This is a genomic window from Lapidilactobacillus concavus DSM 17758, assembly GCF_001435835.1.
GTDB classification, from domain to species: domain Bacteria; phylum Bacillota; class Bacilli; order Lactobacillales; family Lactobacillaceae; genus Lapidilactobacillus; species Lapidilactobacillus concavus.
On record NZ_AZFX01000094.1, the window covers coordinates 29,036 to 54,714 of the forward strand.

The 25,679-nt window shown below is 44.0% G+C and carries 24 protein-coding genes and 1 tRNA gene; 16 read left to right on the forward strand and 9 right to left on the reverse strand.

The genetic code is table 11. The features are described 5' to 3' along the window. Positions 1 to 19 precede the first annotated feature (19 nt). The 4 genes from spxA to FC15_RS08285 all read left to right on the forward strand — a co-directional run bounded on the left by spxA (position 20) and on the right by FC15_RS08285 (position 3,098). A complete protein-coding gene (spxA, locus tag FC15_RS08270) occupies positions 20 to 418 on the forward strand; it encodes a transcriptional regulator SpxA (protein WP_057825689.1) in 399 nt (132 codons plus the stop codon). 226 nt (positions 419 to 644) lie between these two features. Next, a complete protein-coding gene (locus FC15_RS08275) occupies positions 645 to 1,343 on the forward strand; it encodes an adaptor protein MecA (RefSeq protein WP_057825691.1) in 699 nt (232 codons plus the stop codon). A gap of 105 nt (positions 1,344 to 1,448) precedes the next feature. Continuing rightward, complete coding sequence (locus FC15_RS08280; RefSeq protein ID WP_057825693.1) at positions 1,449 to 2,387, forward strand: competence protein CoiA; 939 nt, start codon at positions 1,449 to 1,451, stop codon at positions 2,385 to 2,387. Positions 2,388 to 2,513: 126 nt separating this feature from the next. Beyond that, positions 2,514 to 3,098 carry a peptidylprolyl isomerase gene (locus FC15_RS08285; protein ID WP_057825695.1) on the forward strand — a complete coding sequence of 195 codons (585 nt, stop codon included), beginning with the start codon at positions 2,514 to 2,516 and terminating at the stop codon, positions 3,096 to 3,098. Between the two features lie 88 nt (positions 3,099 to 3,186). Here FC15_RS08285 and FC15_RS08290 read toward each other — a convergent pair whose 3' ends face one another. The 3 genes from FC15_RS08290 to FC15_RS08300 all read right to left on the reverse strand — a co-directional run bounded on the left by FC15_RS08290 (position 3,187) and on the right by FC15_RS08300 (position 5,134). Further along, on the reverse strand, positions 3,187 to 3,534 hold the full coding sequence (locus FC15_RS08290) for a DUF2200 domain-containing protein (protein ID WP_057825697.1): 348 nt from the start codon (positions 3,532 to 3,534) through the stop codon (positions 3,187 to 3,189). Positions 3,535 to 3,572: 38 nt separating this feature from the next. Next, positions 3,573 to 3,950, reverse strand: coding sequence for an iron chaperone (locus FC15_RS08295; protein WP_057825699.1), 378 nt, complete (start codon positions 3,948 to 3,950; stop codon positions 3,573 to 3,575). Between the two features lie 137 nt (positions 3,951 to 4,087). After that, positions 4,088 to 5,134 (reverse strand): Rgg/GadR/MutR family transcriptional regulator, encoded by a 1,047-nt coding sequence (locus tag FC15_RS08300; protein ID WP_057825701.1) that lies wholly within the window; start codon positions 5,132 to 5,134, stop codon positions 4,088 to 4,090. A gap of 126 nt (positions 5,135 to 5,260) precedes the next feature. On the opposite strand from FC15_RS08300, the gene FC15_RS08305 reads away from it, so the two are divergent. From FC15_RS08305 to FC15_RS08315, 3 genes are all read left to right on the forward strand, one after another. Further along, entirely contained in the window at positions 5,261 to 6,841 is a 1,581-nt protein-coding gene (locus FC15_RS08305; protein WP_057825703.1) for an ATP-binding cassette domain-containing protein, read from the forward strand. 207 nt (positions 6,842 to 7,048) lie between these two features. Further along, positions 7,049 to 9,700 (forward strand): cation-translocating P-type ATPase, encoded by a 2,652-nt coding sequence (locus FC15_RS08310; protein ID WP_057825705.1) that lies wholly within the window; start codon positions 7,049 to 7,051, stop codon positions 9,698 to 9,700. 320 nt (positions 9,701 to 10,020) lie between these two features. Then, positions 10,021 to 10,998, forward strand: coding sequence for a polysaccharide deacetylase family protein (locus tag FC15_RS08315; protein ID WP_057825707.1), 978 nt, complete (start codon positions 10,021 to 10,023; stop codon positions 10,996 to 10,998). A gap of 471 nt (positions 10,999 to 11,469) precedes the next feature. On the opposite strand, the gene FC15_RS08320 is transcribed toward FC15_RS08315, so the two are convergent. Together FC15_RS08320 and FC15_RS08325 are read right to left on the reverse strand one after the other, a co-directional pair. Continuing rightward, a tRNA-Ala gene (locus FC15_RS08320) sits at positions 11,470 to 11,542 on the reverse strand. Positions 11,543 to 11,653: 111 nt separating this feature from the next. Beyond that, positions 11,654 to 13,015: a hemolysin family protein gene (locus tag FC15_RS08325; RefSeq protein WP_371861345.1), complete on the reverse strand. Its 1,362-nt coding sequence runs from the start codon at positions 13,013 to 13,015 to the stop codon at positions 11,654 to 11,656. A 284-nt stretch (positions 13,016 to 13,299) separates the two neighbouring features. Here FC15_RS08325 and FC15_RS08330 point away from each other — a divergent pair, with 284 nt between their 5' ends. The 3 genes from FC15_RS08330 to FC15_RS08340 are packed head-to-tail and all read left to right on the forward strand — an operon-like array spanning position 13,300 to position 15,714. Further along, positions 13,300 to 14,133, forward strand: a complete 834-nt coding sequence (locus FC15_RS08330) for a MerR family transcriptional regulator (RefSeq protein ID WP_057825711.1) — start codon at positions 13,300 to 13,302, stop codon at positions 14,131 to 14,133. Between the two features lie 14 nt (positions 14,134 to 14,147). Beyond that, a complete protein-coding gene (locus FC15_RS08335) occupies positions 14,148 to 14,927 on the forward strand; it encodes a type I 3-dehydroquinate dehydratase (RefSeq protein ID WP_057825713.1) in 780 nt (259 codons plus the stop codon). Next, positions 14,911 to 15,714, forward strand: a complete 804-nt coding sequence (locus FC15_RS08340) for a hypothetical protein (protein WP_057825715.1) — start codon at positions 14,911 to 14,913, stop codon at positions 15,712 to 15,714. The genes FC15_RS08335 and FC15_RS08340 overlap by 17 nt, the downstream gene beginning before the upstream one ends. Positions 15,715 to 15,946: 232 nt before the next feature. Here the strand turns inward: FC15_RS08340 and queG are convergent, their stop codons facing one another. From queG to FC15_RS08355, 3 genes are all read right to left on the reverse strand, one after another. Beyond that, on the reverse strand, positions 15,947 to 17,131 hold the full coding sequence (gene queG, locus FC15_RS08345) for a tRNA epoxyqueuosine(34) reductase QueG (RefSeq protein WP_057825717.1): 1,185 nt from the start codon (positions 17,129 to 17,131) through the stop codon (positions 15,947 to 15,949). Positions 17,132 to 17,136: 5 nt separating this feature from the next. Next, entirely contained in the window at positions 17,137 to 17,661 is a 525-nt protein-coding gene (locus tag FC15_RS08350; RefSeq protein ID WP_057825720.1) for a hypothetical protein, read from the reverse strand. 738 nt (positions 17,662 to 18,399) lie between these two features. After that, positions 18,400 to 19,185, reverse strand: coding sequence for a tyrosine-protein phosphatase (locus FC15_RS08355; protein ID WP_057825722.1), 786 nt, complete (start codon positions 19,183 to 19,185; stop codon positions 18,400 to 18,402). Between the two features lie 71 nt (positions 19,186 to 19,256). Here FC15_RS08355 and FC15_RS08360 point away from each other — a divergent pair, with 71 nt between their 5' ends. From FC15_RS08360 to FC15_RS08385, 6 genes are all read left to right on the forward strand, one after another. Then, positions 19,257 to 20,405: a glycerate kinase gene (locus tag FC15_RS08360; protein WP_057825723.1), complete on the forward strand. Its 1,149-nt coding sequence runs from the start codon at positions 19,257 to 19,259 to the stop codon at positions 20,403 to 20,405. A gap of 88 nt (positions 20,406 to 20,493) precedes the next feature. Continuing rightward, complete coding sequence (locus tag FC15_RS08365) at positions 20,494 to 20,979, forward strand: universal stress protein (RefSeq protein ID WP_057825725.1); 486 nt, start codon at positions 20,494 to 20,496, stop codon at positions 20,977 to 20,979. Between the two features lie 171 nt (positions 20,980 to 21,150). Continuing rightward, the gene (locus tag FC15_RS08370) at positions 21,151 to 21,738 is read left to right on the forward strand and encodes a sugar O-acetyltransferase (protein ID WP_057825727.1); all 588 of its coding nucleotides are present in this window, start codon (positions 21,151 to 21,153) and stop codon (positions 21,736 to 21,738) included. Positions 21,739 to 21,874: 136 nt separating this feature from the next. Beyond that, on the forward strand, positions 21,875 to 22,420 hold the full coding sequence (locus tag FC15_RS08375) for a DNA-3-methyladenine glycosylase I (RefSeq protein ID WP_057825729.1): 546 nt from the start codon (positions 21,875 to 21,877) through the stop codon (positions 22,418 to 22,420). Positions 22,421 to 22,470: 50 nt separating this feature from the next. After that, positions 22,471 to 23,646: a cation diffusion facilitator family transporter gene (locus FC15_RS08380; RefSeq protein ID WP_057825803.1), complete on the forward strand. Its 1,176-nt coding sequence runs from the start codon at positions 22,471 to 22,473 to the stop codon at positions 23,644 to 23,646. A gap of 99 nt (positions 23,647 to 23,745) precedes the next feature. Next, positions 23,746 to 24,240, forward strand: coding sequence for a hypothetical protein (locus FC15_RS08385; RefSeq protein WP_057825731.1), 495 nt, complete (start codon positions 23,746 to 23,748; stop codon positions 24,238 to 24,240). A 56-nt stretch (positions 24,241 to 24,296) separates the two neighbouring features. On the opposite strand, the gene FC15_RS08390 is transcribed toward FC15_RS08385, so the two are convergent. Continuing rightward, positions 24,297 to 25,676, reverse strand: coding sequence for an aspartate kinase (locus tag FC15_RS08390; RefSeq protein WP_057825733.1), 1,380 nt, complete (start codon positions 25,674 to 25,676; stop codon positions 24,297 to 24,299). Between the last annotated feature and the right edge of the window lie 3 nt (positions 25,677 to 25,679).

Genomic DNA, 25,679 nt, shown 5'->3' on the forward strand with positions numbered 1-25,679 from the left:
GGGTGAAGGAGTGAGTGGTATGGTAAGTTTATATACATCTCCAAGTTGCACATCCTGCCGCAAAGCGCGTGCATGGTTAAAGGATCATGATATACCTTTTACAGAAAGGAATATTTTTTCTGACCCTTTGACGAAGGATGAAATAAAACAAATCTTACGTATGACCGAAGACGGCACTGAAGAAATCATCTCAACTCGTTCGAAGGTATTTCAAGAACTAGGGATTAAGATTGATGATTTGACGATGGATGCATTGCTGAACTTGGTTGAGAAAAACCCCGGCTTATTGCGTCGTCCAATTATTATGGATGAGAAACGTCTTCAAGTAGGTTATAACGAAGACGAAATTCGTCGTTTCTTACCACGTGAGATTCGCGCATTAGAATTACAACAAGCACAACTCATGGCAGGATTTTAGCAAATAATGATTTTAGAAATGGTCGGGGCGCAATACCTCGGCTTTTTTGTTTTTCTGAGCACTGAGTTTAGGGAATCTGTGGCTGAATTGAAAATTGACGAGGCGTTCGCATGCTCGTCGACCTTAATTCTTTGTTTTTTTTGCAGTGTTGATGTAGTATACTCAAGAAGAGAAACGCTACAATAGAAGTTGAATGGAATTGGTCTGAAGAAATGAGGTGGACCTGATGGAAATGGAACGAGTCGATGAAAATACGATTCGCGTCGTCTTAGGTAGCGACGATTTGGAAGCACGTGGTGTGACCATGTTGGATCTGCTTGGGAATCATCAACAAATCGAGAAGTTTTTCTACAGTATTCTCGAAGAAGTCGATGCCGACCACGTCTTTGCAGATAACGATGCAGTCACTTTTCAGGTTATGCCTAGTCACAATGGCCTTGAATTATTGATTAGTCGGTTAGACGAAGATGAAATAAATGATAAAGATTCTTTGAATAAAGCTGTTTTGAAGCGCGCAAAGAATGCGACTAAGAATCAACATCAATTAAATGATCTGCAGAAGATTTTGCAAGGTTCGGATGCAGATGACAATGATCAAGATGATTTGGAACGTTATTTAAACGATGAAGAAGTGGACGTTCGGGATGTTGTCTTGCAACTCCCCGATTTCGAAGCAATGATTCAACTAGCCGATGCCTTACGTTTAGAGGCCGGCATGTCCAATCTCTATCGTTACCGTGGGACGTATTATATTCAGCTGGTCTTGTTTACGGATGAAATGCGCGAGATGAACCCAGATGATGCCTTGACGATTGCCAAGGAATATGGGAATAAAACGACTGTCACGCCTGAAGTTTTAAGTGAGTATGGCGAGAAGATCATGGATCAGACGGCACTTGAATTAACACGACACTATTTCTTATAACGTAACGACAAAGGACTTCACCCTCGCAAACGGTGAAGTTTTTTTGTGCCATCAATTTCCCAAGAATGAAAGGAGATTCTAACTTTTTGGGGTAATTGATGATGGGTGATTAAATTGTATGCGGCATTAGATTCGAAACATCAACTGATTTATGCAATCAACGCGAATCAACATGAGCATTATTTTTGTCCACAATGTCAGAAGATTGTTCAGTGGATCGATTCGCGTGAACATCGGCGACCTTATTTTCGTCATCAGTCGCCAGAATTGGTCGTGCGTCAAGAAAGTCGATTACATGTTGAGGGTAAGCGACAGCTGCAAGTTTATTTGCAGTTGGAGCCCGGGGTGGTTGAATCCGAGATTAGTGTCGGCGATTCGGAACGGCGTGCTGATGTACTCTGGTTAACCGAACGGCAAACCATCGCGTTTGAGTTTCAATGTGCAAGTTTATCTACGGCGGAGTTACGCGAACGACATCAGTCCTATCAACGTTTACAAACACAAGATGTTTGGTTACTCGGCGAGACCTATTTGAGTACAAATCGTTATCAGCCGAAGAAAAACGCGTTGAAATTTATGGATTATCGGTCTGAATGGGGGTATTACTTGGCCTTTTGGTTGCCTGACCTTGGTGAGATCCGTTTGTTTCGCCAATTGGCGTTTGAACCACCGCACGTTGGGTTGCGATTCAAAGTTGCACAATTATCATTGCGTGAGTTTGTCCGCGTGGTTCAGCAGCCTCGTCAGCTCTTAGCTGACTTACCCCATCTGCCATTGACTTTCAATCCGAGTGCCTTTCTCGCGCAACAATTGAATTTTCAACAATCAAGCTGGTTGACCCTGCAGACACAGTGTTATGAGCATGGATTCTCATTACAACAATTACCGTCGGAGCTGTGGTTACCTCAACGTTTACCACCACTTTATTTAAGTTGGACCACACCACTTCGACGACAAGTGAGTTGGTTTTGTCAAAATGGCACGTTAGATTGGGCAACCCGCAGTCAATTATTATTGACGACGCACTGGCCATTGCTTAATTAGACGGCTGTGCATAGGTCGACGGGTTGAGAATCATTTCGTTGGAAGCACTTGGCGTCATTTTCAAGTTGAGATTATGGTAAGATAGGTTCAGGTTTAAATTTACAGGTTAACTCTAGGAGGTATTTCATGTCATTTCCACAATTAGATGCCGCAACAACGACAGGCCCAATTGCGACGATCACAACCAACCATGGTGAGATCAAGATTCGGTTGTTCCCTGAACAAGCACCCAAAGCTGTGGCAAACTTCATTGCGCTTGCTAAAAAAGGTTATTACAACGGGATTATTTTTCACCGTGTCATTCCTGATTTCATGATTCAAGGTGGCGACCCCACCGGCACTGGGATGGGTGGCGAGAGTAGCTTTGGTGGTGAGTTCGAAGATGAATTTTCTGACGAACTTTTCAACATCAAGGGAGCCTTGTCAATGGCTAATGCCGGCCCAAATACGAATGGTAGCCAATTCTTCATCGTTTCAAATGAGAATGTTCCCGCACAGATGGTTAGCCAGATGCAAGCTGCTGGATACCCAGACGAGATCATTGCAGCTTACAAGAACGGGGGCACACCTTGGCTAGATCATCGTCATACGGTTTTCGGTCAAGTCTTCGCTGGTCTTGATGTCGTTAAAGAAATCAGTGCTGTTGCTCGAAATGCGCAAGACAAACCTAAAGAAGATGTTGTCATGACTTCGATTGAGATTACCGACTAATTTTTAAACATTGATTCATTTGAATGACATTTTAAATACCCCATCTCGTTTCAGTGGTGAACGAGATGGGGTATTTGTGTGTCTTAAATCATGATCTCAAAATCTTAGTCATTGCCTTGCCCTTGGCGAGTTCATCGACAAGTTTATCAAGGTAGCGAATTTTTTGCATCAATGGATCTTCAATATTTTCTACGCGAACGCCACAGATAACGCCGGTAATCAACTGGGCATTTGGATGAATCATTGCTGCTTCAAAAAAATTTTCCAAATCGACATCCTGGTCGATCTTCGATTGAATCGTGGTGGCGTCATAACCGGTCAGCCACTCGATGATTTTGTTTAGATCGGCGATGTCTTGCCCTTTACGTTCGATTTTTTGAACGTAAAGTGGATAGATCTTCGCAAATGACATTTGATAAAGGCGAGAATTAGTCATCTCTGCCCCTCCTTTGGCTTAGAAAAGTTGGTCTTAAATTAACGCCAGACCGTTGTCACATCGGCTTTATCATCGATGTTGAATCGAATCAGACGTTTTAAAAGGTCATGATCAATCGTGGCGGTCCAAGGTATTTGGAAGAGTTGTTTAGTGTGCGGATAACCAGCGGCCTCGATTTCAGGTAAGAATTTTGTGAAGGCACGATCTTCGGCGGCAATTGCCATGTGATTCTTAGCGGCGCTAAGGCCAAGGATGAATGTGCCGTGGTCAGTGAACATGGGCTGATTCCAGGCAAGGCGTAATTGTAGGTTGGGAAATTCCGCCTGTACCCATTTGATGAAATCTGCGATTCTTTCAGCGTATTTCGTCTCAGGAATTGCGGCGAGGGATTCCGGTAAGTTCTCATATTTTACCATAGCAATCTGCCTCCTTGATGGTTTGATTAAGTTGATTGAAGTTGCCTGAATTATACGCAAGAAAGGGGGTGTAAGTCAACGAAAGACCTGTGGCCATCACTTGAAAAACGCGGAACGAAGTCGTACAGCGACATTAATTAGTTGAGGTAGATTTGGACAGTCTTCCAATCTTGGTTACTTGGGTGAGTCTGAAAGAAATGTAATCGCCATTTAAAATCAGCTTCAAGATCCGAGAGATCAAGAAAACGAGCAACTGTAAGGACCTGTTGACAATCGCGTTCACCATCGATAGGATTGCCGGCACGCAGGTTGAACCAGCCGCGATCAAATAAGTAGGTGATATGATTGCTGGCATTATTTGCTTTTTCAAGGTTCTCATGGAACGTCGAGAGATAATATTCAGCCAGTTCGTAATTTTGATGACCCATCATCAGATTGAATTGATTTTCGATTAAGCGAAAAAGGAGATCTTGTTCTGAACGGAAGTGGAAATACTTTTGCCCACGCGATAAGACGAGCTTAAACAAGGACAAGCTCTGCTGATCGGTCATGCCAATGGAAAAGCCGGTGAACAAAAAAAGGTCAAACTCGGTCCAGTCATCAAGCTGATTGAGATAGCGGAGCACCGGATTGACATACTGAGGTTGTGGTAACCCGAAGTGACCTTGTGTGAGATCAATCGTGAATTGCTGCATCATCTGCCAAAAGTCTAATGCCAGTTGGACGATTCGATCCGTCGATTGTTCGGCACGCTGACGGGCCAGCGAAATATATTGTTGAAAAGCCTGGTCGGTCTGTGCCTGATCCTCTGGTTGATCTGAAAAGGTGACGCCACGATCAAAAGGCATCCAGCGAGTCAATAAATTTCCTAGGCTCGGATAGCCGTTGAAATTAAATGTTTCAGTTGGCATGTTTTCAAAGTAACGGTAGATCATCTCTTCGGGCGTGATCCACAGGCGTTCCAATAAATGCACAAATTTTGTCAGTGTTAAATCGGCCTTACCATTTTCAAATTTAGATAATGCGGCGGCTGAGATTTTTTCGTCGGCAATCTCAGCAAGTGTCAGTCCTTTACTGAGCCGAACTGCTCTGACCAGTTCACCTAGTTGTGGCGACACTGATTCGGTGTTGTTGGGAGAGGTGTGGGTAGCCTCACTGGCGGCACCAATTTGAATTTTTGACATTAATTTCACCTTCACGTTTCGTATACGAAAATTCTGATTCATCAAATTTTAACCCAGCTATAATGAAATTACAAATTTAGGTGAGTCAATGTTGCAATTATTGATGACCAAGATGAGGTGGAACAGATGATTATTTGGAAATACGGACGTAAATGGCAATTCTTTTTGTTGATATTCTTTGACCTCTTTGTTGCAGGTCAGATGGTTTTTATTGCGGTGATCTTAAGTGAGTTTATCGCTGCCGGAACTGCTGGAGATATGGGACGTTTTCTGAGAGCTGCGGGGATTTCAATCGGCGGATTCACGATAATATCACTAATGAATTGGTTTCACGCCACCATTCGTAATCAAGTCGTACAGCAGGTAAACTTAACGATCAAGCGACGAATGACGGCGCAGATCATCGATGATGAGCCCTTGTCGACTGATAATGGTCAGACGATTTCGTTCATGACGAATGATTTGAAGCTACTCGAGACCAACGGCATCCAGAGTGAGTTAACATTGCTAGAAAATTGTTTGACCGCAATTTTTGCCATCGCTGGTGGGATCTGGTTTGATTGGTTGACGACGTTAATCTTTGTACTGGGATCACTATTTCCAGTAGTGATTTCCGGGATCGCCCAAAAACCGATTGATCGTGTGTCAATGGCTTGGACGACTCAGAATGCCCATTATACGAGCTGGTTAAAGGATATCTTAACGGGCCTTGATACGGTTCGAACTTATCAGGCAAATCAGATGGCAAAAGCGCGAATGACGACGGCTAGTGAGGAATTAGAAACTAGTGTCAAAAAGATGAATACGCTGGTGGAACATACGGAAGTCGTTATGAGCTACTTGGCGTTAACCATTGGGCTTTTATTTCCTTTTGGTATGGGGATTGCCCGAATTATTTCTGGTGCATTAACGGTCGCTGGATTCATCGGCGTCGTGCAGTTATCAAATTCGATCACGAATCCATTGCTGAGTGGCATGAACGCCATTAATAAGCGCAATACGGTCCGCCAGATTCTGAAACGCATCGAGGCTGCTCATCCACAGTCAAAACAAGTAGAAGTACCAATCTCGCCGGCGGATTTTAACGAACTGCGACTGTCTGGAGTGCGTTTGGTCAGAGGAGAGAAAACCATTATCTCAGACTTTGATTTAACTGTGAAAGCAGGACAACATATCTTGCTCAAGGCACCTTCCGGCTTTGGTAAAACGACGATTCTACATGCTTTGCAAGGCGAGGTGCCGCTAGTTGCGGGACAATACACAATCAATGACCAAGATGCAGCGCAACTACCCGCACAGCAGCTGATTGAGAATTTCAGTTTGATCAAACAAACACCCTTTATGTTTGCAGAAACGTTACGCTTCAATTTAACGCTGGGGGAATCCTTTAGTGATGAGGAACTGGCCGCTGCAGCAAAACGGGCGCATTTAACTGACTTGATTGCTGAAAAAGGTTGGGATTATCAGGTGGGTGAGTCTGGGCACAACTTATCCGGTGGTCAGATTCAGCGCGTGGAGATTGCCCGTGCTTTCTTACATCATCGTTCGGTCTTATTAGCGGACGAGGCGACTTCGGCATTGGATGAAAAACTGGCTGACGAGATTCACCAAGAATTTTTCCGACCTGGTCAAACCGTGATCGAGGTAGCACATCACATCAGTCCAGAATGGGAGAATCAATTTGATCAGGTCATCAATCTAGGTTAGTTTTTTCAGAATCAATCATTATTTTTGAGTATTGCTGCATGTCTTGCGGAGAAAAATCATCAAGCGAGTATGAAGTGATTGTCATTTGATAACGTCTGTTTTGATTGAGTCTTTCAGCACAATCTCGATATAATCATCTTGCAGAGAATTTTGCATGTGTTTTACCATGTCAAATTCTTGAGAGATCATTGAGAAAGGCGGCTGGCCATGGGGGATCGAACTGAAACACGAACGACGGAACAATGGTTAACGGACTTAAAAACGAATACGGAGACAGGGCTGACGCACGCGGAAGCGGCACGAAGAATGACACAAAATGGACGCAATCAGCTAGTTGAACGACGACGTGCAAATATTTTTGTCCGCATTTTTCGTCATTTGAAAGATATCACGTCTCTAGTTTTAATTTTTGCCGTGGTGTTGTCTGCTTATTTAACAGTGACGAGTGGCGGTAGTTGGACGAAAACGCTGGTGATCGCGGCCATCGTCGCAATCAATGTAGGCATCAGTTTACTGCAAGAAGGTCGCGCCGAAAAGGCAATCGCGAGTTTACAATCTATGACGACCCAAACGGTTGAGGTCGTTCGTCATGGTGCGCGGCAACAAGTCGATGCGCAAGAGCTAGTGCCTGGGGACATCATGTTTGTTAAGGCCGGCAACACCCTAGCAGCTGATGCCCAGCTAATCACATCTACAGATTTATTAGTTGAAGAAGCGATTTTAACGGGTGAGAGTGAGCCAGTTGAAAAGCGCACGTCTGCCAACGCTGATGCCGGCCAGCAACAGATCTTTTCTGGTCCTTCAGTTTTGCAGGGTAATGCCAAGGCAGTCGTGATTGCGACAGGCATGGCGACTGAAATGGGTAAAATTGCTGGCATGCTCAACGAAACGGTTCGGCAGGAGACACCATTAGCAAAGCGACTGAATTCGCTGGGGATGCGATTATCCGTGATTGCCGTCTTAGGCGGGATGATTTCAATCTTAATGGCGACACTCATGTATGGTGATTCCTGGGCGGATAGTGTGATGATCGGGATTGGTTTAGCCATTGCGGCCGTCCCAGAGTCACTGCCGGTGATCGTTACGCTCAGTTTGGCCTATGGTGTGCGTCAGATGGCAAAGCAACATGCAATCGTCCGTCAAATCGCAGCTGTAGAAACGATTGGTAACGTCACCGTCATTGCTTCGGATAAAACTGGTACGTTAACCCAGAATAAAATGACTCTCGTGCGTTTCTGGACGCCGCAAGGTAAAATGCTTCACACCAATCAGCAAGACGCTCAAGAAGCCTTACAGCGTGATTCTGAATGGTTTGAATTATGGGCACTGGCGACAAGTGCGGAGTTGACGGCTGATGCCCACGAAGATGTGGGAAGCCCAACTGAGTTAGCAGTCTTGCGATTTGTGCAGCAAGTTGGTCCCACTGCAGAACGTGTTCTGACGACATATCCACAACTCGATGAAGATCCATTTAATTCGCAAAAGAAATCGATGGCAACTTTACACGCTTATCAGGATAAATATTTGGTCGTCGTCAAGGGAGCATTTGATCGACTGCAGTTTGCCAGTCCACGATTAGAACAAACGTTACAGCGCGGCCACGACCAGATGGCCGCATCAGGCTTACGGGTTTTGGCCGCTGGCTACCAGATCTTTGACGCCTATCCTGGTAAAAATTGGGCGGAACAAGCAACGGCCTTAGAACCACTTGGTCTTGTGGGGATACAATATCCACCGCGTCCAGAAGTGCCGGTAGCGATTCGGAAAGCGCATCAAGCGGGCATTCGAACCGTGATGATTACTGGCGATCACGTCAAGACGGCACGTGCGATTGCAACTGAAATTGGCATCCTGCAGGCGAATGAATTGGTGATTTCAGGCGACGAATTGGCGACAATGTCGGATACTGAATTGCTTGATAAAATTGACGACGTTCGTGTTTTTGCCCGGACAACTCCGAGTGACAAGCTACGAATCGTTAAACTTTGGCAGCAGCGAGGTGAAGTGGTCGCGATGACCGGCGATGGCGTTAATGACGCACCGGCACTTAAAGCAGCCGACGTCGGGATTGCGATGGGTATTACGGGCACCGATGTCTCAAAAAATGCAGCGGATATGATTTTAGTCGATGACAACTTTGCAACGATCATCGCTGCAGTTCGTCAAGGACGCACCGTCTATCAAAATATCCTGAAAGCCGTTGAGTTCTTAGTTTCAGTCAATTTCTCGCAGATTTTTACGTTGTTATTAGCCGTTCTGATTGGCTGGGGCGCGCCACTGACCGCTGAGCAAATGTTGATCATCAATATTCTTGCCGATGGGATTCCGGGCTTCTTCTTGAGTCAAGAGCCTGCGGAACCGGGCATCATGAATCTGCCACCGATCAAACGTCATGTTGGTATCTGGCAAATGGGTCTAGGTAAGCGAGTGGCCGTGCGAACGGCTACCTATGTGATCTTGATTCTCGGTGTTTATGCGCTTGGTAGATTTGTATTAAGTGATAACAATATCGTGTTAGGCATGTCGATGCTGTTCTTCGTTCTTGCGATAGGTTCGGCGATCGATATTTTCCCGATCAAGTCTCGTCAACCGATGAGTCGGCGAACGTTCACCAGCAATCCTGTGCTGACCTTCAGTATTTTCGGTACGATTCTCGCTTTATTCATCGTTGGATTAACGCCAATCTTTGCCAATATCTTCGGCGTTGTCCTGATGCCAATCGCGAGTTGGCTGGTCATCTTGATCAGTGTGGTGATCCCAATGATCGTCGTTGAAGGTTACAAACGATTCCAACATCGACACGAGTTGAGCGACTGGGTACGCCCAACCGATGACTTGCGAGAACTGAGTGAATTTTAGGTTTTATCGTTTCGCCATCATTTAAAAACAAGCGTCCGATCAGAATCAGTGCAGCGAGTAGGGTGCATTGACTTCCTAGGACGCTTTTTTGTGGTGTTCAGGAACGAAAAACGGTCATCAAGGTTAACCTAAAGTTTACTTAAAGCATCGGACAAATTAAGCCGCTTTCAGGGGATGATGTGTTACAATTCTGATGAAGCAAAGATGACAGGATGCGTCAAAATGTCATATGTTGTCCATCATGTTTGGACTAAAATTTTGGGTGAATCAATGTTCTCTTGGCTTCAAAGCTTCATTCAGTATTCAAGGGGGGAACACGAATGAAAAAAAGTAACTTATTTTTTGCTGTCGCAGCGCTTAGTTTAGGGGTGGCCGGACTTTCGGGTTGTTTTAATCGAACAGAGCAGCAGGGAGCAGTTTCCTCTTCGAAGACAGCAAAATCACTAAAGCATCACTCGAGTTCGAAGAAGGCTGCCGAGGAATCTGTTAGGTCTAGCTCAAGCCAGTCTTCAAGTAGCAGTTCGCCCAGTATCAGTGCTTCTTCAAGCAGTTCGTCAAGTTCATCCGCCATTGTCCAAACTGTGGCTGCAACACAAAGTGGTACGAATCACATCGCCTCAGCGAACGCCTATGCGTATCCTGCGTCGACAGTCCACGTGGCAATGACAGGTGCGAAGACGTCGATCAATCATAAGGTTGTTTTCCTGACTTTCGATGATGGTGTCAACACGAGTATGTCTCCGCGTGTGCTGGCGACGTTGAAGCAATATGGCGTCCATGCGACTTTCTTCATCGTTGGGAACACCATTAATTCGACGACGGCACCGGTTTTGAAACAGGAATATGAAAGTGGTCATGGCATTGCGATTCACAGTTTCACCCATCCGTATAATTTTAATGCACCCGGTAATTCCGGCGGTGCCATTCGCGAATATTATCAAACCCTATCGGCGATGAGAAATGTGCTTGGCCCTAAATTTGATTCAAAAGTTTGGCGCTATCCAGGCGGCCACATGTCTTGGCGAGGGTTAGCGGCTTCTGATGCCAATTTAAGTGCAGAAGGTATTACATGGATGGATTGGAACGCAGCAGTTGGGGACGCGTTAGGCGCCTCTGGTCCAAAGACAGCGGCAGCAATGTTGCAGTACCATGCAAAGACACTCGTTTCATTCCCACAATCTAACGTGGAAGTTGTTTTGATCCATGACTCGGTTGGCAAAGAACTTTCGTTACAGATTCTGCCTCAGATTATCGACTATTACAAACAACATGGTTATCAATTCGGTATTCTTTCATAAGGATTTAGCACTCAATCATCTCGGTTGAGTTAAAAAGCTAATTAAATTAAAAAAGACGATTTCATCGTTAATGATGAAATCGTCTTTTTATCTCTGATATCACGAGGTTATGGACCCTCATATCCATGAAGATCATATTGATGTTTCCATTGCCATATCGTTCCCATATTGGGTATTTCAAAATGATCATTGGTAAAAAAGAAAATTTGAATTTCTCCGAAGTTTTGACTGAAGCGTTAAGAGATCGTCTAGATGTTTAAAAAAATAACCGCTAACCTAAATTGGTCGGCGGTTTTTTCGTATTAAAAAGCTGGTCCATCAGTTAATAGACAACAATTATTTAAAAATACTTTTGTCCAACTAATTTGATAATCTAGTGTTTTTTAGTGGGTCCTCGATTAGTTATAGCTAAACAAATGTTGATTCTAAGGCATTTATTAAAATTGAAAAATGTTCTTATTCGATGTCAAATGGACCTGGTCGGACTTGAACCGATGACCTCCTACATGCGAAGCAGGCGCTCTCCCAACTGAGCTACAGGCCCGTGAATAAGACTAGTTTAGCGCAAAAAGATGTGTTTGCCTAGTCCTAAATTCAAAAAGCAGGCGTGAGCTGATCAACTAACTTTAAAATCAGGCCGTGTAAAAAATGACACTTAGTCTGAAAGGTCATCGCTGACCGGCGTTAAGTTGGCAACGACTTTAGTAACGCTGAACCAGTTCATGAAGCCGTGTTCGATCTCGATGAGTTTGAAGTTGAAGCCACCCAATTGAATTGATTCACCAACTGTTAATTCTGGATTATTTTCCATGAAGTAGCCGCCGATGGTGATAATATCAGAGTCTTGAAATTCGGGAACTTTGAAGCGAAAGAAGCGTTCAAAATCGTATAACGTCGTTTTACCGTTGACTTTAACCGAATCGTCGGGCTGCTTAATGATGTATTCATCCGAAACGTCATCGATTTCATCGTGAACAGATCCGAACAACTCTTCGTAAATGTCTTTATCAGTGACGATACCGCTTGTACCACCGTATTCATCGACCACGACAACAATTGGCGTTTGCTTACTAATCATGAGGCTCAAGATTTCGTGGATCGGCATACTTTCCGGTACGTTGATCAACGCACGTAAAATATGGCTGATTGCTAATTTACCATGACCTTGTTCAACTTGTTGAACGATATCATAAGCATAAATATAGCCCACCAAATTGTCTTTATTGTTATTTTTGGTCACGGGGATGCGGCTATACCCTTCATTCAAGTAAACACCCATGGCTTCTTCGGTGCTCTGGGAAACATCGATCACGGTCAGTTGCGTGCGATCGGTCATAATGTCCTTCGCGTCACGATCATTCAGATCAAACGCACGTTCCATGTAAAGTAGATCGTTTTTATCGAGGCTACCCCCAGAAACGGCGATTTTTGATAAGCGTAGGATTTCTGATTGCGAGAAGACCTCGTTCTCTTCGTCGGCGACGGGTAATCCGAGGAGACGCACGATGAGCGATGCAGAGGTGTTCAGTAACCAAACGAAGGGATAAAAAATGGTGTGGAACCAGTAGAGTGGTGTCACGACGGCCATTAAGATCTTCAATGGGAAATCGATGCTGATGTTTTTAGGCACAATTTCTGTCAGGACGACTTCTAAGTAGGTCAAGATGATCACACCAAGGACCGCACCAAGGATGTTCAGTGTGTTGCCAGAAGCAAAGTGAGTCCAGCCGAAGAAATCAACGAGTAACTGTTCAATTGTTGTTTCACCGATCCAACCCAAAATAATACCAGTCAGACTTGTCCCTACCTGAGTGGTCGAAAGGTACTCATTTAGATTCTGAACCATTTTTAAGGCTCGTGTAAGCTTAGCTCGATTACCTAAACCTTGTTCCATTTGGTCTTCTATTTGACTCGTTCGTGTTTGAACGAGGGCAAATTCTGCAGCAACGAAGAAGTACGCCACGATAAAAGTAATTAAAATAATCAGTAAGTTAGTCAGTAAATCGTTATTTGTCACGCAAGAAGTCTCCATTTATCATTCTATTGATTTCGTGATCTCGAAATCGATTAACTACATTCTAGCATTGTTCGTGACAAATGAGGTGACCAACCTAGAAATATCTTCGATAATTCCGTCGTGATTGTTGCGTGACGTTATAACGGCGCTTATAATGAAAGCAGAGTGTCGCGAACCCATTTCGGTGTCTTTCATCACGTGAGTACTGTTTATCAACTGTTTTGAACAGATCATCGCCTAACTCATCAATCATCGCAACTTCACATTACATTAGGAGTGTTCATATGGACAATCAAAAACAAGACGTTACCTATACCCCTTCACAGCTTGCCGAAAAATTACATATTAGTGTTCCAACGCTACGTAAATATTCGCTACTCATTGAAGAGGCGGCTCATGATACCAATTATTTCCCGCGTAATCACCAGAACGTGCGGGCATACAGCGAACAGAATTTACAAGATATTCAACATCTTGTTGATTATAGCAAAGAAGAAAATTTAACGCTGCAGAAAGCGGCCGCACATATTTTTGGCGATCATCAAGCTGTTGTGACTACCGAAGAAAGTGGCTCAGAAATGCCTGCAGTGACCGATCAGAAATTGAATGCTCAAGTCAAGCAACTCCAAACATCGGTTAAACAACTGCAGGCTCAAGTCGATCAACTACGTGCGCGACTCGATCAAATCGAACAACCAAATACAACTCCCAAGCTTGCGACTGATCCCCATGACGCGAAGGGTGACAAAAGCCTCAAAAAAGCCGGCAAGGCAGGGAAATCAACCCTTCAGAAAGTTGACGACAGCGAGAAAAAAGCACCAACTGAAACCTCGGCTGCGCCAGTCACTAAGGTTGAACCAACGACTGAGGCACCAGCGAAAGAAAAAACTGAATCGGATTTGAAATTCACGGAACCAACGGCTGCAGCTGATGATCAATCAACTGCAGTTGAGACGCACCGGTTGGTTTTCGAAGACGAACAAGAGCAAGCAGATCCTAGCAAAGGTGAGACATCGACCGATCTAACGCCAGCAACGGTTGCTGCTGATCATGAGGATGCCGATCAAGCTCATGATGGTAAGAAAAAATCATGGTGGCAAAAAATGTTGTCCAAATAGTCTAGAGGCGATCAATGAGACGGTTTGATTTCACATCTAGCTCACCATGGCTCGGCGTTTCGATCACCGCAGCAACTATGCAGGCGTTGATGACACAGTGTGAGGCGATTCAGCAGATTAAACTGCGTCACCCCTTGCTGATTGAGTGGCGATTAGATTATTGGCCAGTCGGACAACTGAACCAGCTTGAGACGCTACAACGTGCCAACCGGTATTTGCGTGCTAGTTTTCCCAATCAACCGCTGTTGTTGACATTACGAACACGAGCAGAAGGTGGCCAATTAGCACTGAAGGCCGAAGATTATTGGCAACAATTACAATTCATCTCTGCGCATTTAGAGGCTGACTTGTTGGATGTGATGCCTGCGCAATTACCGCCTAATATTTCTAGGACAACATTGTGGCAGCTTCATTCTGGGTCACTGGTTTTGAGTCATCATAACTTGCAGCACTCGACCTACACAGATTCCGTGGCCGCTATGCAGCGGCTGTTGGCATGGGCACGACCCAGCGACGTCGTCAAATTAGCGGTCGCCGTTCATAACGATCAAGAAATGTTATCATTATTGAACGCGACATTACAGGTCAGTGCCCACACACCTATTTCACTCATCACGATGGGCATGGGTGAACCTGGCCAGGTCTCACGCTCAGTTGGATCAGTATTCGGCTCAGTTCTAAGCTTCGGCGCGGTCGGAATTGCATCGGCACCGGGCCAAATCTCCTTAACAAAATTAGACGATTTATTAATTGATCACGCTGAAGGAGGATTCAATCATGAAACACAAAGTTAGTTTGATCATGACACTTTTAGCTAGCGTTTGTTTACTTGCCAGTTGTGGTCAAAATGAGCAGCAAGCGAAAACGTCGAGTCGCGCCAGCCAATCATCTGCACGTGTGAAGTCGAGTCAACTTAAAAAAACTGATCTTTCGACGATTCAGATGATTGGTCAATGGCAGAGTACCAATGGCATGACTTTTTCATTTGGCAATGATGGCAAGTGGACCTATCAGTCGACGAGTACTTCGCCTGCAAGTGGGACATTTCAGCTAGCTGGTGCCTATCAAAAGCAACTCTTATTGAAATTACATGGTCTGGATCAAGCAATTGGTGGCATCGGCAATTATTTAGGCATGAAGCTCAGTGATAATGATCAAAAGTTGTATATTGTCGGGTTTGGTGAATTTACGCCGAAAAGTAAGATTCAGAATCTGACGCAATCTGCTAAAACAGAGATGTCTAATGTCATCAACACCACACCACAAACGCCAGCACAACAATTGGTTGGAACGTGGATGAATACGGATGAGGATGCTGCTGATCGTTTGACGACAAATTTCGATCCCGATGGTCATTATCAACGATTTAGCACACAGACCAATACAGTCGAAAGTGGGACGTTTACGGCAGAGCTGGCACAGAATGATCCAAGCCAATTGACCTTGACGTTGACGACTCAAGATGGGGTTAAATCTCAGGAGAGTTATGAGGTCAATTCAGCATGGACCCAATTGACTAGTCACAAAGATCAGAGCAGCAGCATTTACGTCAAGAATCAAATGCCAGACAGTGTTGACTAAATGGGTGAGTGAATCAATGGCTACCTGCAAAGCGGAAACATCAAAACTGGTGGTATCAATCAATCGCTGAAATCAGCCTCAATCTAAAGTGCCCCATCGTTGTGGTATTATCCTGACCCCAAAAAGTTAGATTTTTGGTCTAACTTTTTGGGGCAGATCATATCCCACAATGATGGGGCACTTATTTAGTCTCAAGAAAATTTGTCTCTCTAAATTTTTTATTGAAAGTCAACTAGTTTTCGGGTGATTGCGGTAATTTTGGCAAGCGAACTAATTTATCGATTGCCTGTTGATATTCGTTGAGAATATCTGTTTCTGCAGAATCCTCACGTGCTTTTGCATTCTTTAAAAATTGCAACAGTTCCTGATTTTGTAAATCCGACAATTCGGCAACGCCCCAAGCGGCAGTTGCTCGAATAACTGGTCGTGGATCGTGATCAATGACTTCGAGCAGCTTGGGAATGACACTACGATCTCTTAGATTGACTAGGGCAATGATGGCATTGCGCTGAAGTGGCTTTTTACCACGCCACGATCCGGACATTGGCCCAAATTTGAGTTTAAAAGTCTTATTGCTCATTGTGAGCATGGGAACCAATTCTGGCATGACGGCCTCGGGGTCTGGCTCCATTTCGGGATGAAAATGAAAGTTCTTGCCTTTATTAAATGGACAGACAATCTGACAAATGTCGCAGCCATAGATTACATTGCGAATCATCGGGCGAAATTCAGGATCCATCAAACCCTTCGTCTGAGTTTGATAAGATAAGCAGCGTTGTCCGTTCAAACGACCATCGCCCAGTAGCGCACTAGGCGGGCAAGCCTCAATGCATCGACGACAAGTTCCACATTGATTTGCAATCGGCTGATCTGGCGTAAAGTCGATATTTGTGATGATTTCACCCAAGTAAACGTAGGAACCAAATTCCTCTGTGATCAACAGACCGTTTCGCCCGATGAAACCAAGGCCAGCGCGCTGGGCAACGGCAACATCAATTAATTCCCCCGTGTCAACCATCGGCTTAAAAGTAATCGATGGTTCAGCGCTGATTAACTCGCGAATCGTCTCAATCAAGGCTGCCATCTTTTCGTCAAGAATGCGATGATAGTCGATTCCCCAAGAAGCGCGTGCAAATTGCCCCCGTTTATAAGCCGTCCGTTCTGGCCGCTGATTCATTCTTGTGGGATAAGCTAAGGCGATGGCGATAATGGATTTCGGCTGATCAAAAATCAAGTCAGGATTCAAACGCTCGTCTAGATTTTGATGTTCAAAACCGGTGGTGTGCCCAGCAGCTTTCTGAGCGAGTAAACTTGGGCGTAAGTGCTCAAAGTTATCGGCAGTCGTAAAGCCAATTTTGTCGATGCCAATTTTTTTACTCACATCAATGATTTGTTGTTTGAGTTGATCGTGCCTCATCGACGTCATCTCCCTTTGGCAAGTTCTGGAATTTTTCGATTAAGAAGTGGCAGCAAGCTGTGTTGAAAAAGACCATAAAAGATGCCGGTCGCTACACACAGCGAGAGGTCGAAGTAGAGCCCTTGAGCGTAGTAGATGCCAAAATGAGGAAGATGATAGAACAAGACCGTCATAATAGCGTTCCAAAAACCGAAACTGAACCCCAACAGCGCAGCAATTGAAACTTGTAAAGTCACACGGTTGCTGAAATGGCTAGTTAGGAACAGTTGCCAGAGACCAAGAATCAATAAGTAACTAATGAGTTGGAAGATCGTCCAAGGCCCGATACCGCCTGTACGTAGGTTGGAAATTAAAATCGTGATGATCATGACTAAACTGGCCGTCGAAAAGCCGGAAAAAGTCGTGATTAGTAAGAAAAAAGCGAGGATCATTGAAAAGTTTGGTAAAAAGATCGTCATTAGACTGCCCAAACTTGCTAAGGCCGCCATTAGTGCAATAAAGGTGATTCGTTTTGCTGTTGTCTGTCCCACAATACACCTCATCATGGATTTTAGAATTATCGTCATCATAGCACAATCTGGGTCAAAAATTAATCGAAATGATAACGAATACACCTACAATTTGAAATCATTCCAAATTGTTCGGGACAAGAGACGAGATACCAAAAATTAAAGATGCACGCTAAAATTGTATTCAAAAACAAAAGCTGTTAAAATGAACCGTAAGAGGCTGAAAGTGATAAACCCAAGAATTGAAGTTCATAAAAAATTCAATTAAAATTTACACTTTCTTCATAAATCAGTTGAAAACTTATCCTTCGCATTTAGTTCTAACCATAATCCCAATGATTGGGCTTTTTTTTTACTTTTATTATCGTCATTTGATTAGCTGTCCATTCTCAGCTTGGCTTTCTGTTTCTAAAAGTTGGCGATAACGTTAAATCTTCAACGTTGGACAAGCGTTGAGGGTAGTTGGGTTCATCGATAAGATTGTGTTAGTTGATCGAAGCAGGGTTCATCCTTAATCGACTTACTTCCCCAGAGCGAGCAAAAAAGAACACAAAAATAGCGGCTCCGTACAGCCGCTATTTCTGCGTTCAGCATGAACGCTCTTTTTCAAATCTTGGGGGGATGATGAAAAAGAATTGTGCTTCAAAATTATTGGAGAAGTCACTCTCATGACTCTTTAAATATCATAACTCATGGACGTGAAAAAAGTGTGAATAAAAATTATTTTAAAAAAGAACTTAATCTTTTTTTAAAACAAGATTATGCGGTCAGATAAATTTTCTTGAGATCATTTAGATCAGATGTGCTTAAATTAAGAACTTCTTGAAGATAATTGTCGACAGTACCAGACATTAGTTTGAGATCTGACATGGCTTGCGCAAGATAATCTTCGTTGACTGAATTCAAGGCTTTCACGTTTTCGACTAAGATTGGCTCTTTAGAATTGAGTTGGTCGAGGCTTGCCTGAATCGCCGCACGTGTCACTTCGTTGGTGAGTAGGTAGTCTTGTTTCGCGGTTGCAGCATCTACGCCAAGTGCGCGCAGGAATAGATAAGCACCAATACCCGTGCGATCTTTTCCGGCGGAGCAGTGAAATAGAATGGACTGGTTATCTTGCGTATTTGTTAAGAGTCGTTCAAAAAATTGTTGGTAGGCTTTTTGTGGATGCGTGTCCGTGATAAGATTGTGGTAGGCACTCATCATATTCTTGTGACCAAGACCCGCTACTTTTGCCATGTCATCATCTTCTTTTTGTTCGGCGTGAGAACTTTCAGTTTCATCATAGCGAAAAACGGGGTCGAAGATGTAAGACATGCCTTTCGATAAACGGTCAGGTTCATTTTTTGCTTCTTTAGGTGAACGGAAATCAATATTCTCGATGACGCCATAATCGGCCAAGTAAGTTAAGTCTTGATCAGAAAGATCGACTAATTTACCGGAACGAATAATTTTATGTGACTTCACGTGATGTCCGTCTTGCGTTTGGTAACCGCCGAGCTCGCGAAAGTTGAAGCCGTTTTGAATCTTTAAAAGTCTCGAATTCATTGATATGATAGTTCCTTTCTTGAAATAGATAATTTAATCATAACAGAAAAAATAAAACGTAGGTGTCATTCATGAAAATACTTTTAGCTAGTCAGGATCTTTCTGCTGATCTTTCTGCGGCGGTTGGTCGTCAATTAATGCAGCAAGGACTTGCTGATTACGCCGGTGCAGACTTGATTTCATTACCTTTCGACGGTCAGCAAGAAGATCTAATTGCGGGTTTACAGAAATGGAATTCAGGTCAATTAGTCGATTTTACATACTACGGGCCGAATTGGGAGAGTGCACGTGTCACTTATTTATTGACGACATTATCGGGTAAGTTGACGGCAATTATCGATACCTCTGTTTTCGCAAATCGTCAGTCGATCAGTCACTATGATGAACATGATTTATTCCATGCGTCTAGCTATGGCTTGGGGCAATTGATTCTTGATGCCGTCACGAATGAGGCGCAAGAGGTGGTCTTACTGATTGATGACACGTGTGTGATTGACGGCGGCCTTGGCATGTTGCAAGCTCTCGGCGCATTAATCGCTGACGAGAGCGGCGATCCAATCCCAGTCGGAGAAAATCCGCTGATCAATTTTGACCAGATTGATTTTTCGAAGCCGGATGACTTACTAAAAGGGGTCAAGTTGACCGTGCTTGCTCGTGAAACGTCAACTTACACAGGCGGTAATAGTCAACTCGTCGAGACCGGTAAGGAAATCGGTATTTTACCAGAACATCTCGTTCGTCTTGATTTACGGAGTGCAGCGTTCAACCGATTGATGAGAAAAGAACGCGAGCTCGATTTGACCCAGATTAGTGGGTCTGGTGCAGGCGGCGGGATTGCGGGAGCCTTGGCTTGTCTCGGGGCTGAAATCACTGATAGCACTTATGCTTGGCTATTTGAGCAATTGAAGTTTGCCGAAGTCTTCGCAGATGTTGACGTTGCCTTCCTCGCCATCGATCAAGTCAATCAAACGCGTTTTCCAACATCATTTGTTGGCGAGCTGGCACGCTTCTTCGATCAACAACAGATTCGGACGATCTTGTTCACACTGATTCGAATCACACCAGCCGAAGCATGGAATTTACCGCATGTCAGTACGTTTGTCTTACCTAAAATTATGGGCATTAAGTTACCAGTTGCCGATGAAACCGTCACAACAGCTAATCGCGAACTGGAACAAAGCTTAATCGCGACAACTCACGAAGTTGCTAAGCTAATCTAAAAATAAAGCGGTTCATGATGCCTTAATTCTTGAATTCTTGACCTTTAAAAGTTATGATTTGCTTAGAGGAAAGAAAGTAGGTGTTAACGTGTCAGAGCAAGAATATAAACGTATCTTGGTCCCAGTTGATGGTTCTCCTGAAGCAGAGTTAGCGTTCACCAAAGCTAAACGCGTGGCCAAGACCAACAATGCCCACCTTGATATTTTAACAATTTTGGATACGAAACAATTTGTCGGTAATTACGGCGGTGGATTGACTGGTGATGCCATTTATCAAATTGCCGAGGATGCACAGAGCTACTTGGAAAATTTGAAGGCAACCACGTTGAAACATGAAGGCTTTAAGGATGATGATATTGATATCCACGTGCGTTTTGGCAATCCAAAGATCGTCATCTCACGTGATTTCCCAGAGGATCATCATAATGACCTGATCATGATCGGGGCAACGGGGTTGAACGCCATTGAACGTGTGCTCGTTGGCTCTGTCACTGAGTATGTCAATCGGCATGCACTCTGTGATGTGCTCATTGTCAGGACGGATTTAGAGAACGAGTACCATAAGGCAAAATAAAATGATGAAATAAGGTCGTCTAAGCTGTGACAAATTATTTTGTTGCGGCTTTTTTTCTTTGATAACTTTTCGAGTGATTGAGTCTCAAAACGGGTAATTATAAAGTAGGAAGATTCATAAACAGATGCAATTAATAATCGGATTAAATTTGAAACTGAGGGGCGTGTATCGATGACTATTTTAGATGCCATGAAACGAGAACAAGCTTATAGTAGCTACAATAAAGACATGCCAAATGAGCTGCAGCGCCCTGCGAAAATGCTTTGTTGGCAATATAATCAAACTAGTCCAGAACAGACTGAGAAAAGGGCTGAGATACTGCAGCGTCTGTTAGGTGATTGTCATCCTCAAACGTTTATCGAACCTAGTTTCCATTGTGATTACGGCTTCAATATTCATACTAGTGGCCTCACAGTTGTCAACTATAATTGTGTCATTTTAGATACTTCACCTGTACATATTGGTCAAAATGTTTTCATTGCGCCCGGTGTCTGTCTCGCTTGCTCAGGACATGCAATCGATGCTGAACAGCGAGCTGCAGGAATCGGCACCTCAAGTCCGATTACGATCGGTGATGATGTTTGGATTGGGGCAAATGTGACCGTCTGTGGTGGTGTGGAAATTGGTGAAGGCAGTGTGATTGGCGCGGGAAGCGTTGTGACGCGAACCATCCCAGCCGGTGTGATCGCGGTTGGAAATCCCTGTCGTGTCCTCAGAAAAATCACGGCAGCAGATCATCTCGAACCATTACAATTCTAAATTAACGCTTATCGGTTCCAGCTGAGTCGTCAATCGCTGTAGTGAGTAAATACGGATCAGGGTGTTTGGGAATTGCTAAAATCACATCGAACGACTCAATTTTGCAACGTTAATGCATTTTAAATGGAGGCAGACAATGACAGATTGTCCTTGGGGTAGCGCAACACCAGAATTACAAATCTACCATGATCAGGAGTGGGGAAAGCCACAATACGATCCTCAAAAACTATTTGAATTACTTTGTTTGGAAACTTATCAGGCTGGTTTAAGTTGGCAGACAGTCTTGAAGAAGCGTACGGCATTTCGAGAAGATTTCCTGCAGTTCGATCCTCAATCAGTCGCAAAAATGACTGACGCCGACATTGAGCGATTAATGCAGGATCCGCGGATCATCCGCAATCGTTTAAAGTTGACAGACACTGTCATCAATGCGCGAGCGTTGATTGAACTCGAAGCAATCGAAGGGTTTGAAACCTATCTATGGTCATTTGTTGAGGGGCAGCCGATTGTTAACCAACCACTAACGGCGTCGGAGGTGCCTGCGCAATCGGCTTTATCGCAGCGAATTTCTAAAGACTTAAAGAAACGCGGCTTTAAATTCGTTGGCCCAACGATTATCTACTCGTTCTTGCAAGGCGCTGGACTGATCAATGATCATCTTGTTGGTTGTTCTGCCAAGTAAGCTTGCCTAATCAAACATACGTATGAAAAGGTGATTTGATGTTTCTATTGATGCATTGGTTCAAACGTAAAATCAAAAATCAAACAGCACTCCAGCGACGAACAAGCTACGGTATTCTTGCAGGTTGTATTGGCTTGGGATCCAACCTAATTCTTTTCGTCATCAAGGTAATCATTGGACTGATTTCGGGTAGTATTTCGATTATCACGGATGCGGTCAACAACTTGTCGGATACATTCTCGTCTGGACTGGCTATCATTGGTTTTAAGATGGCAGGGAAAAAGCCAGATCATGATCACCCATATGGTCATGAACGGTCGGAGTCAATTGCTGGTTTTTTAATTTCAATCGTGATTACTTTTGTCGGCTTACAATTCGTGAAGTCGTCGTTAAGCCAGATCATTGCCCCCAATGTGGTGCATATGAGCTGGCCAATCTATGTCGTCTTAGTCATTTCAATTGGCCTCAAGTTGGCGCAGGTTATCGTGTATCATCAGATTGCTAAAGAAATTGAATCGGAGACTTTATTGGCGACGGCAAAAGATAGTTTGAATGATATCTATACGACTATTGCTGTTTTGTTCTCTGCTGTGATTCAAGCGCAAACAGGTTGGCAATTGGATGGTTGGGTCGGTCTAGGCGTTGCAATTTATATTCTATTCAGTGCGGTGAGTCTGATTCGTACTTTTATTAGTGAGTTACTAGGTCATCAGCCGTCCAAACAACTGGTTGAAAACATGACGCATCAACTGGTTAATTATGATGATATTTTGGGTTATCATGATTTGCTGATTCATCAGTATGGTCCCAATACGATTTTTGCGTCCGTCCATATTGAGTTGGACAGCAGTTGGTCACTCGATCGCGCGCATCAAGTGACAGACCGAATCGAGCACGATTTTTGGCATCAATTACGAATCCATTTAGTGTGCCACTTGGATCCGATTGATATTAATAATAGAAAATATGCAAAGATTTATGAGGCCGTACAAGCCGTTGTGAAACATTATGATCTCGGCTTGACGACGCACGATTTTCACGTTGAGGAATTAGCAAATGAAGATGAGCTGATTCAGTTTGATGTCGTTGTGCCTGAAGAAATTACGACCAGCGACGATGAATTATTGGTTTCCATTAATCATGACCTACGTCAAATCTTGGGTGATGTCACCGCTGAAGTGACTTTTGATCATCATTATATGGGTGATGATCATACCTTGATTTGAGTGAATAAGCGTTAATGGCTGCGAATCAATTTGTCGAAAGAGCTTGTTTACTGAACCAGAGGCTTGTAAAATGAAAGAGAAACAACGAGGAGGACATTCATGGAACGCGATGTCATTAAGCAATATGCAGATTGGTTAGAGCAAAATAGCAGCGATATTATTGCACGCCGAATCGCATTTGATGCTCAAAAACTATTTGATCTAGTTCAACAACTTGGAATTCTTGATCGTCCTGTGAACGATTATCTCACGATGAGTCAGGATGATTATTACCGAACAGTTTCTGACCATAAGTTAACGCTGCAAGGTGAGGATGAACCCATGAGTCACCTGCAGGATCGCATTTTGATCAATCATGTAGATGGTTCACTGACTGAGAATAATCTCAACTTTGCCTATAATCACGAAGATAACTTCACTGGCGGTTATTCCGCACGCCAAGATCTCAATTTGATTACTTACGGGTTAGAAGTGGTTGGCGCTGTTGTCGCCATCAGTGGTTCAGAATTTATCAAGAGTCATCTTTCAAAGGACGCCGTGATCAGTTTATTATTGGCAGCTCATTCACTCAATGAATGGCAAGCAAAAAATTAAAGCAAAAAATAAAACGACAAGTCATTGTCGTTTTTTTGTACTCGTTTGAAGTGAGGTCAATCTTTGGTGGTGACGTCTTGATGCTGTTCGCTGAGCGTGTAGATTGCTCGAACGGCTTCTTCTGCCTGTTCTGCGTGAACACCGATCATTAAACTGATTCTCGAGGCGCCTTGGTTGATCATTAAAGGAATGATGTTTTTTTCGGAGAACTTGGTCATGATTATTGCCAAGAGATCTGCGTGTAAGTAGAGTCCCTCACCGACAATCATTAACACCGCGAAATCATCGAACCAGCGAAGTTGATCTGGGTGAACCTCAGCTTTGAGATCAGTTAAGAGGCGTTCTTTAAGATGTCCGGGTAATTGATCCTTATTGATGACAATTGTGAGGTCATCAATGCCAGAAGGCAGATATTCATAGCTGATTGAGTATTTACGCAGAATTTTTAGGAGCCGAAAGGTAAAACCAACTTCGGTGTTCATCAAGTAACGATGTAGATAAAGACCGATATAATTTTTGTTCAAGGCAATCCCAGTAATGCGGTGATGATGATTGATATCTTTATCGGGCACGATCAGCGTGCCAGGTGCCGTCGGGTCGTTGGTGTTCTTGATATTGACTTGAATGCCAACGTCGATAACCGGCAAGATGGCTTCGTGGTTGAAAACGGAGAAGCCAGAATAAGCAAGTTCGCGCATTTCTCGGTAAGTGAGTGTATTAATTGCACGAGGATGAGCAACAATTTTAGGATCCACGGCATACACACAAGAAACGTCAGTAAAGTTTTCGTAGAGATCAGCGTGGAAGCCACGAGCTAGAATTGACCCGGTGATATCGGAACCACCCCGGGCAAATGTTGTGATCTGGCCTTGCTGGTCGTAAGCAAAAAAGCCAGGAACAATGATGATTTCGTCAGGTGTAAGTTGAAAATCAGCGATGTGGGCATAACTTTCTTCGCGGATACGAACAGCCTGGGGTTGGCCATCGACGATCAATCCAAGGTCACGCGGGCTCACGAATCGAGCGGGTAAGCCTAAATGCTGCATCACTGCTGAGATTAGTTTGGCATTCATGAATTCACCCTGTGCCATCAGTGCGGCGTATAAATAATGAATATCAGGATAAACTCGCTGAATAATTAGGTCGAGATGTTTTTGGAGATAGTCGACGGTTTCTGCAGGTAAGCCAAAATAGGTCGCAATTTCTTGATAACGCGCAATAATTTGGGCTGCAATTGGCTGGGTACTGAGGCCATCAACGACGCGATCAGCGAGCTGCTGGAGAAGATCGGTGACTTTAACGTCATCAGATTGGCGTTTACCTGGGGCAGAAACGACCATGACGCGGCGGTCAGCGTCTGCCGTGACAATGGCGATGGCGCGTTGAACTTGTGCACCAGTTGCGAGAGAAGTCCCGCCGAATTTGATCACTTTCATGTT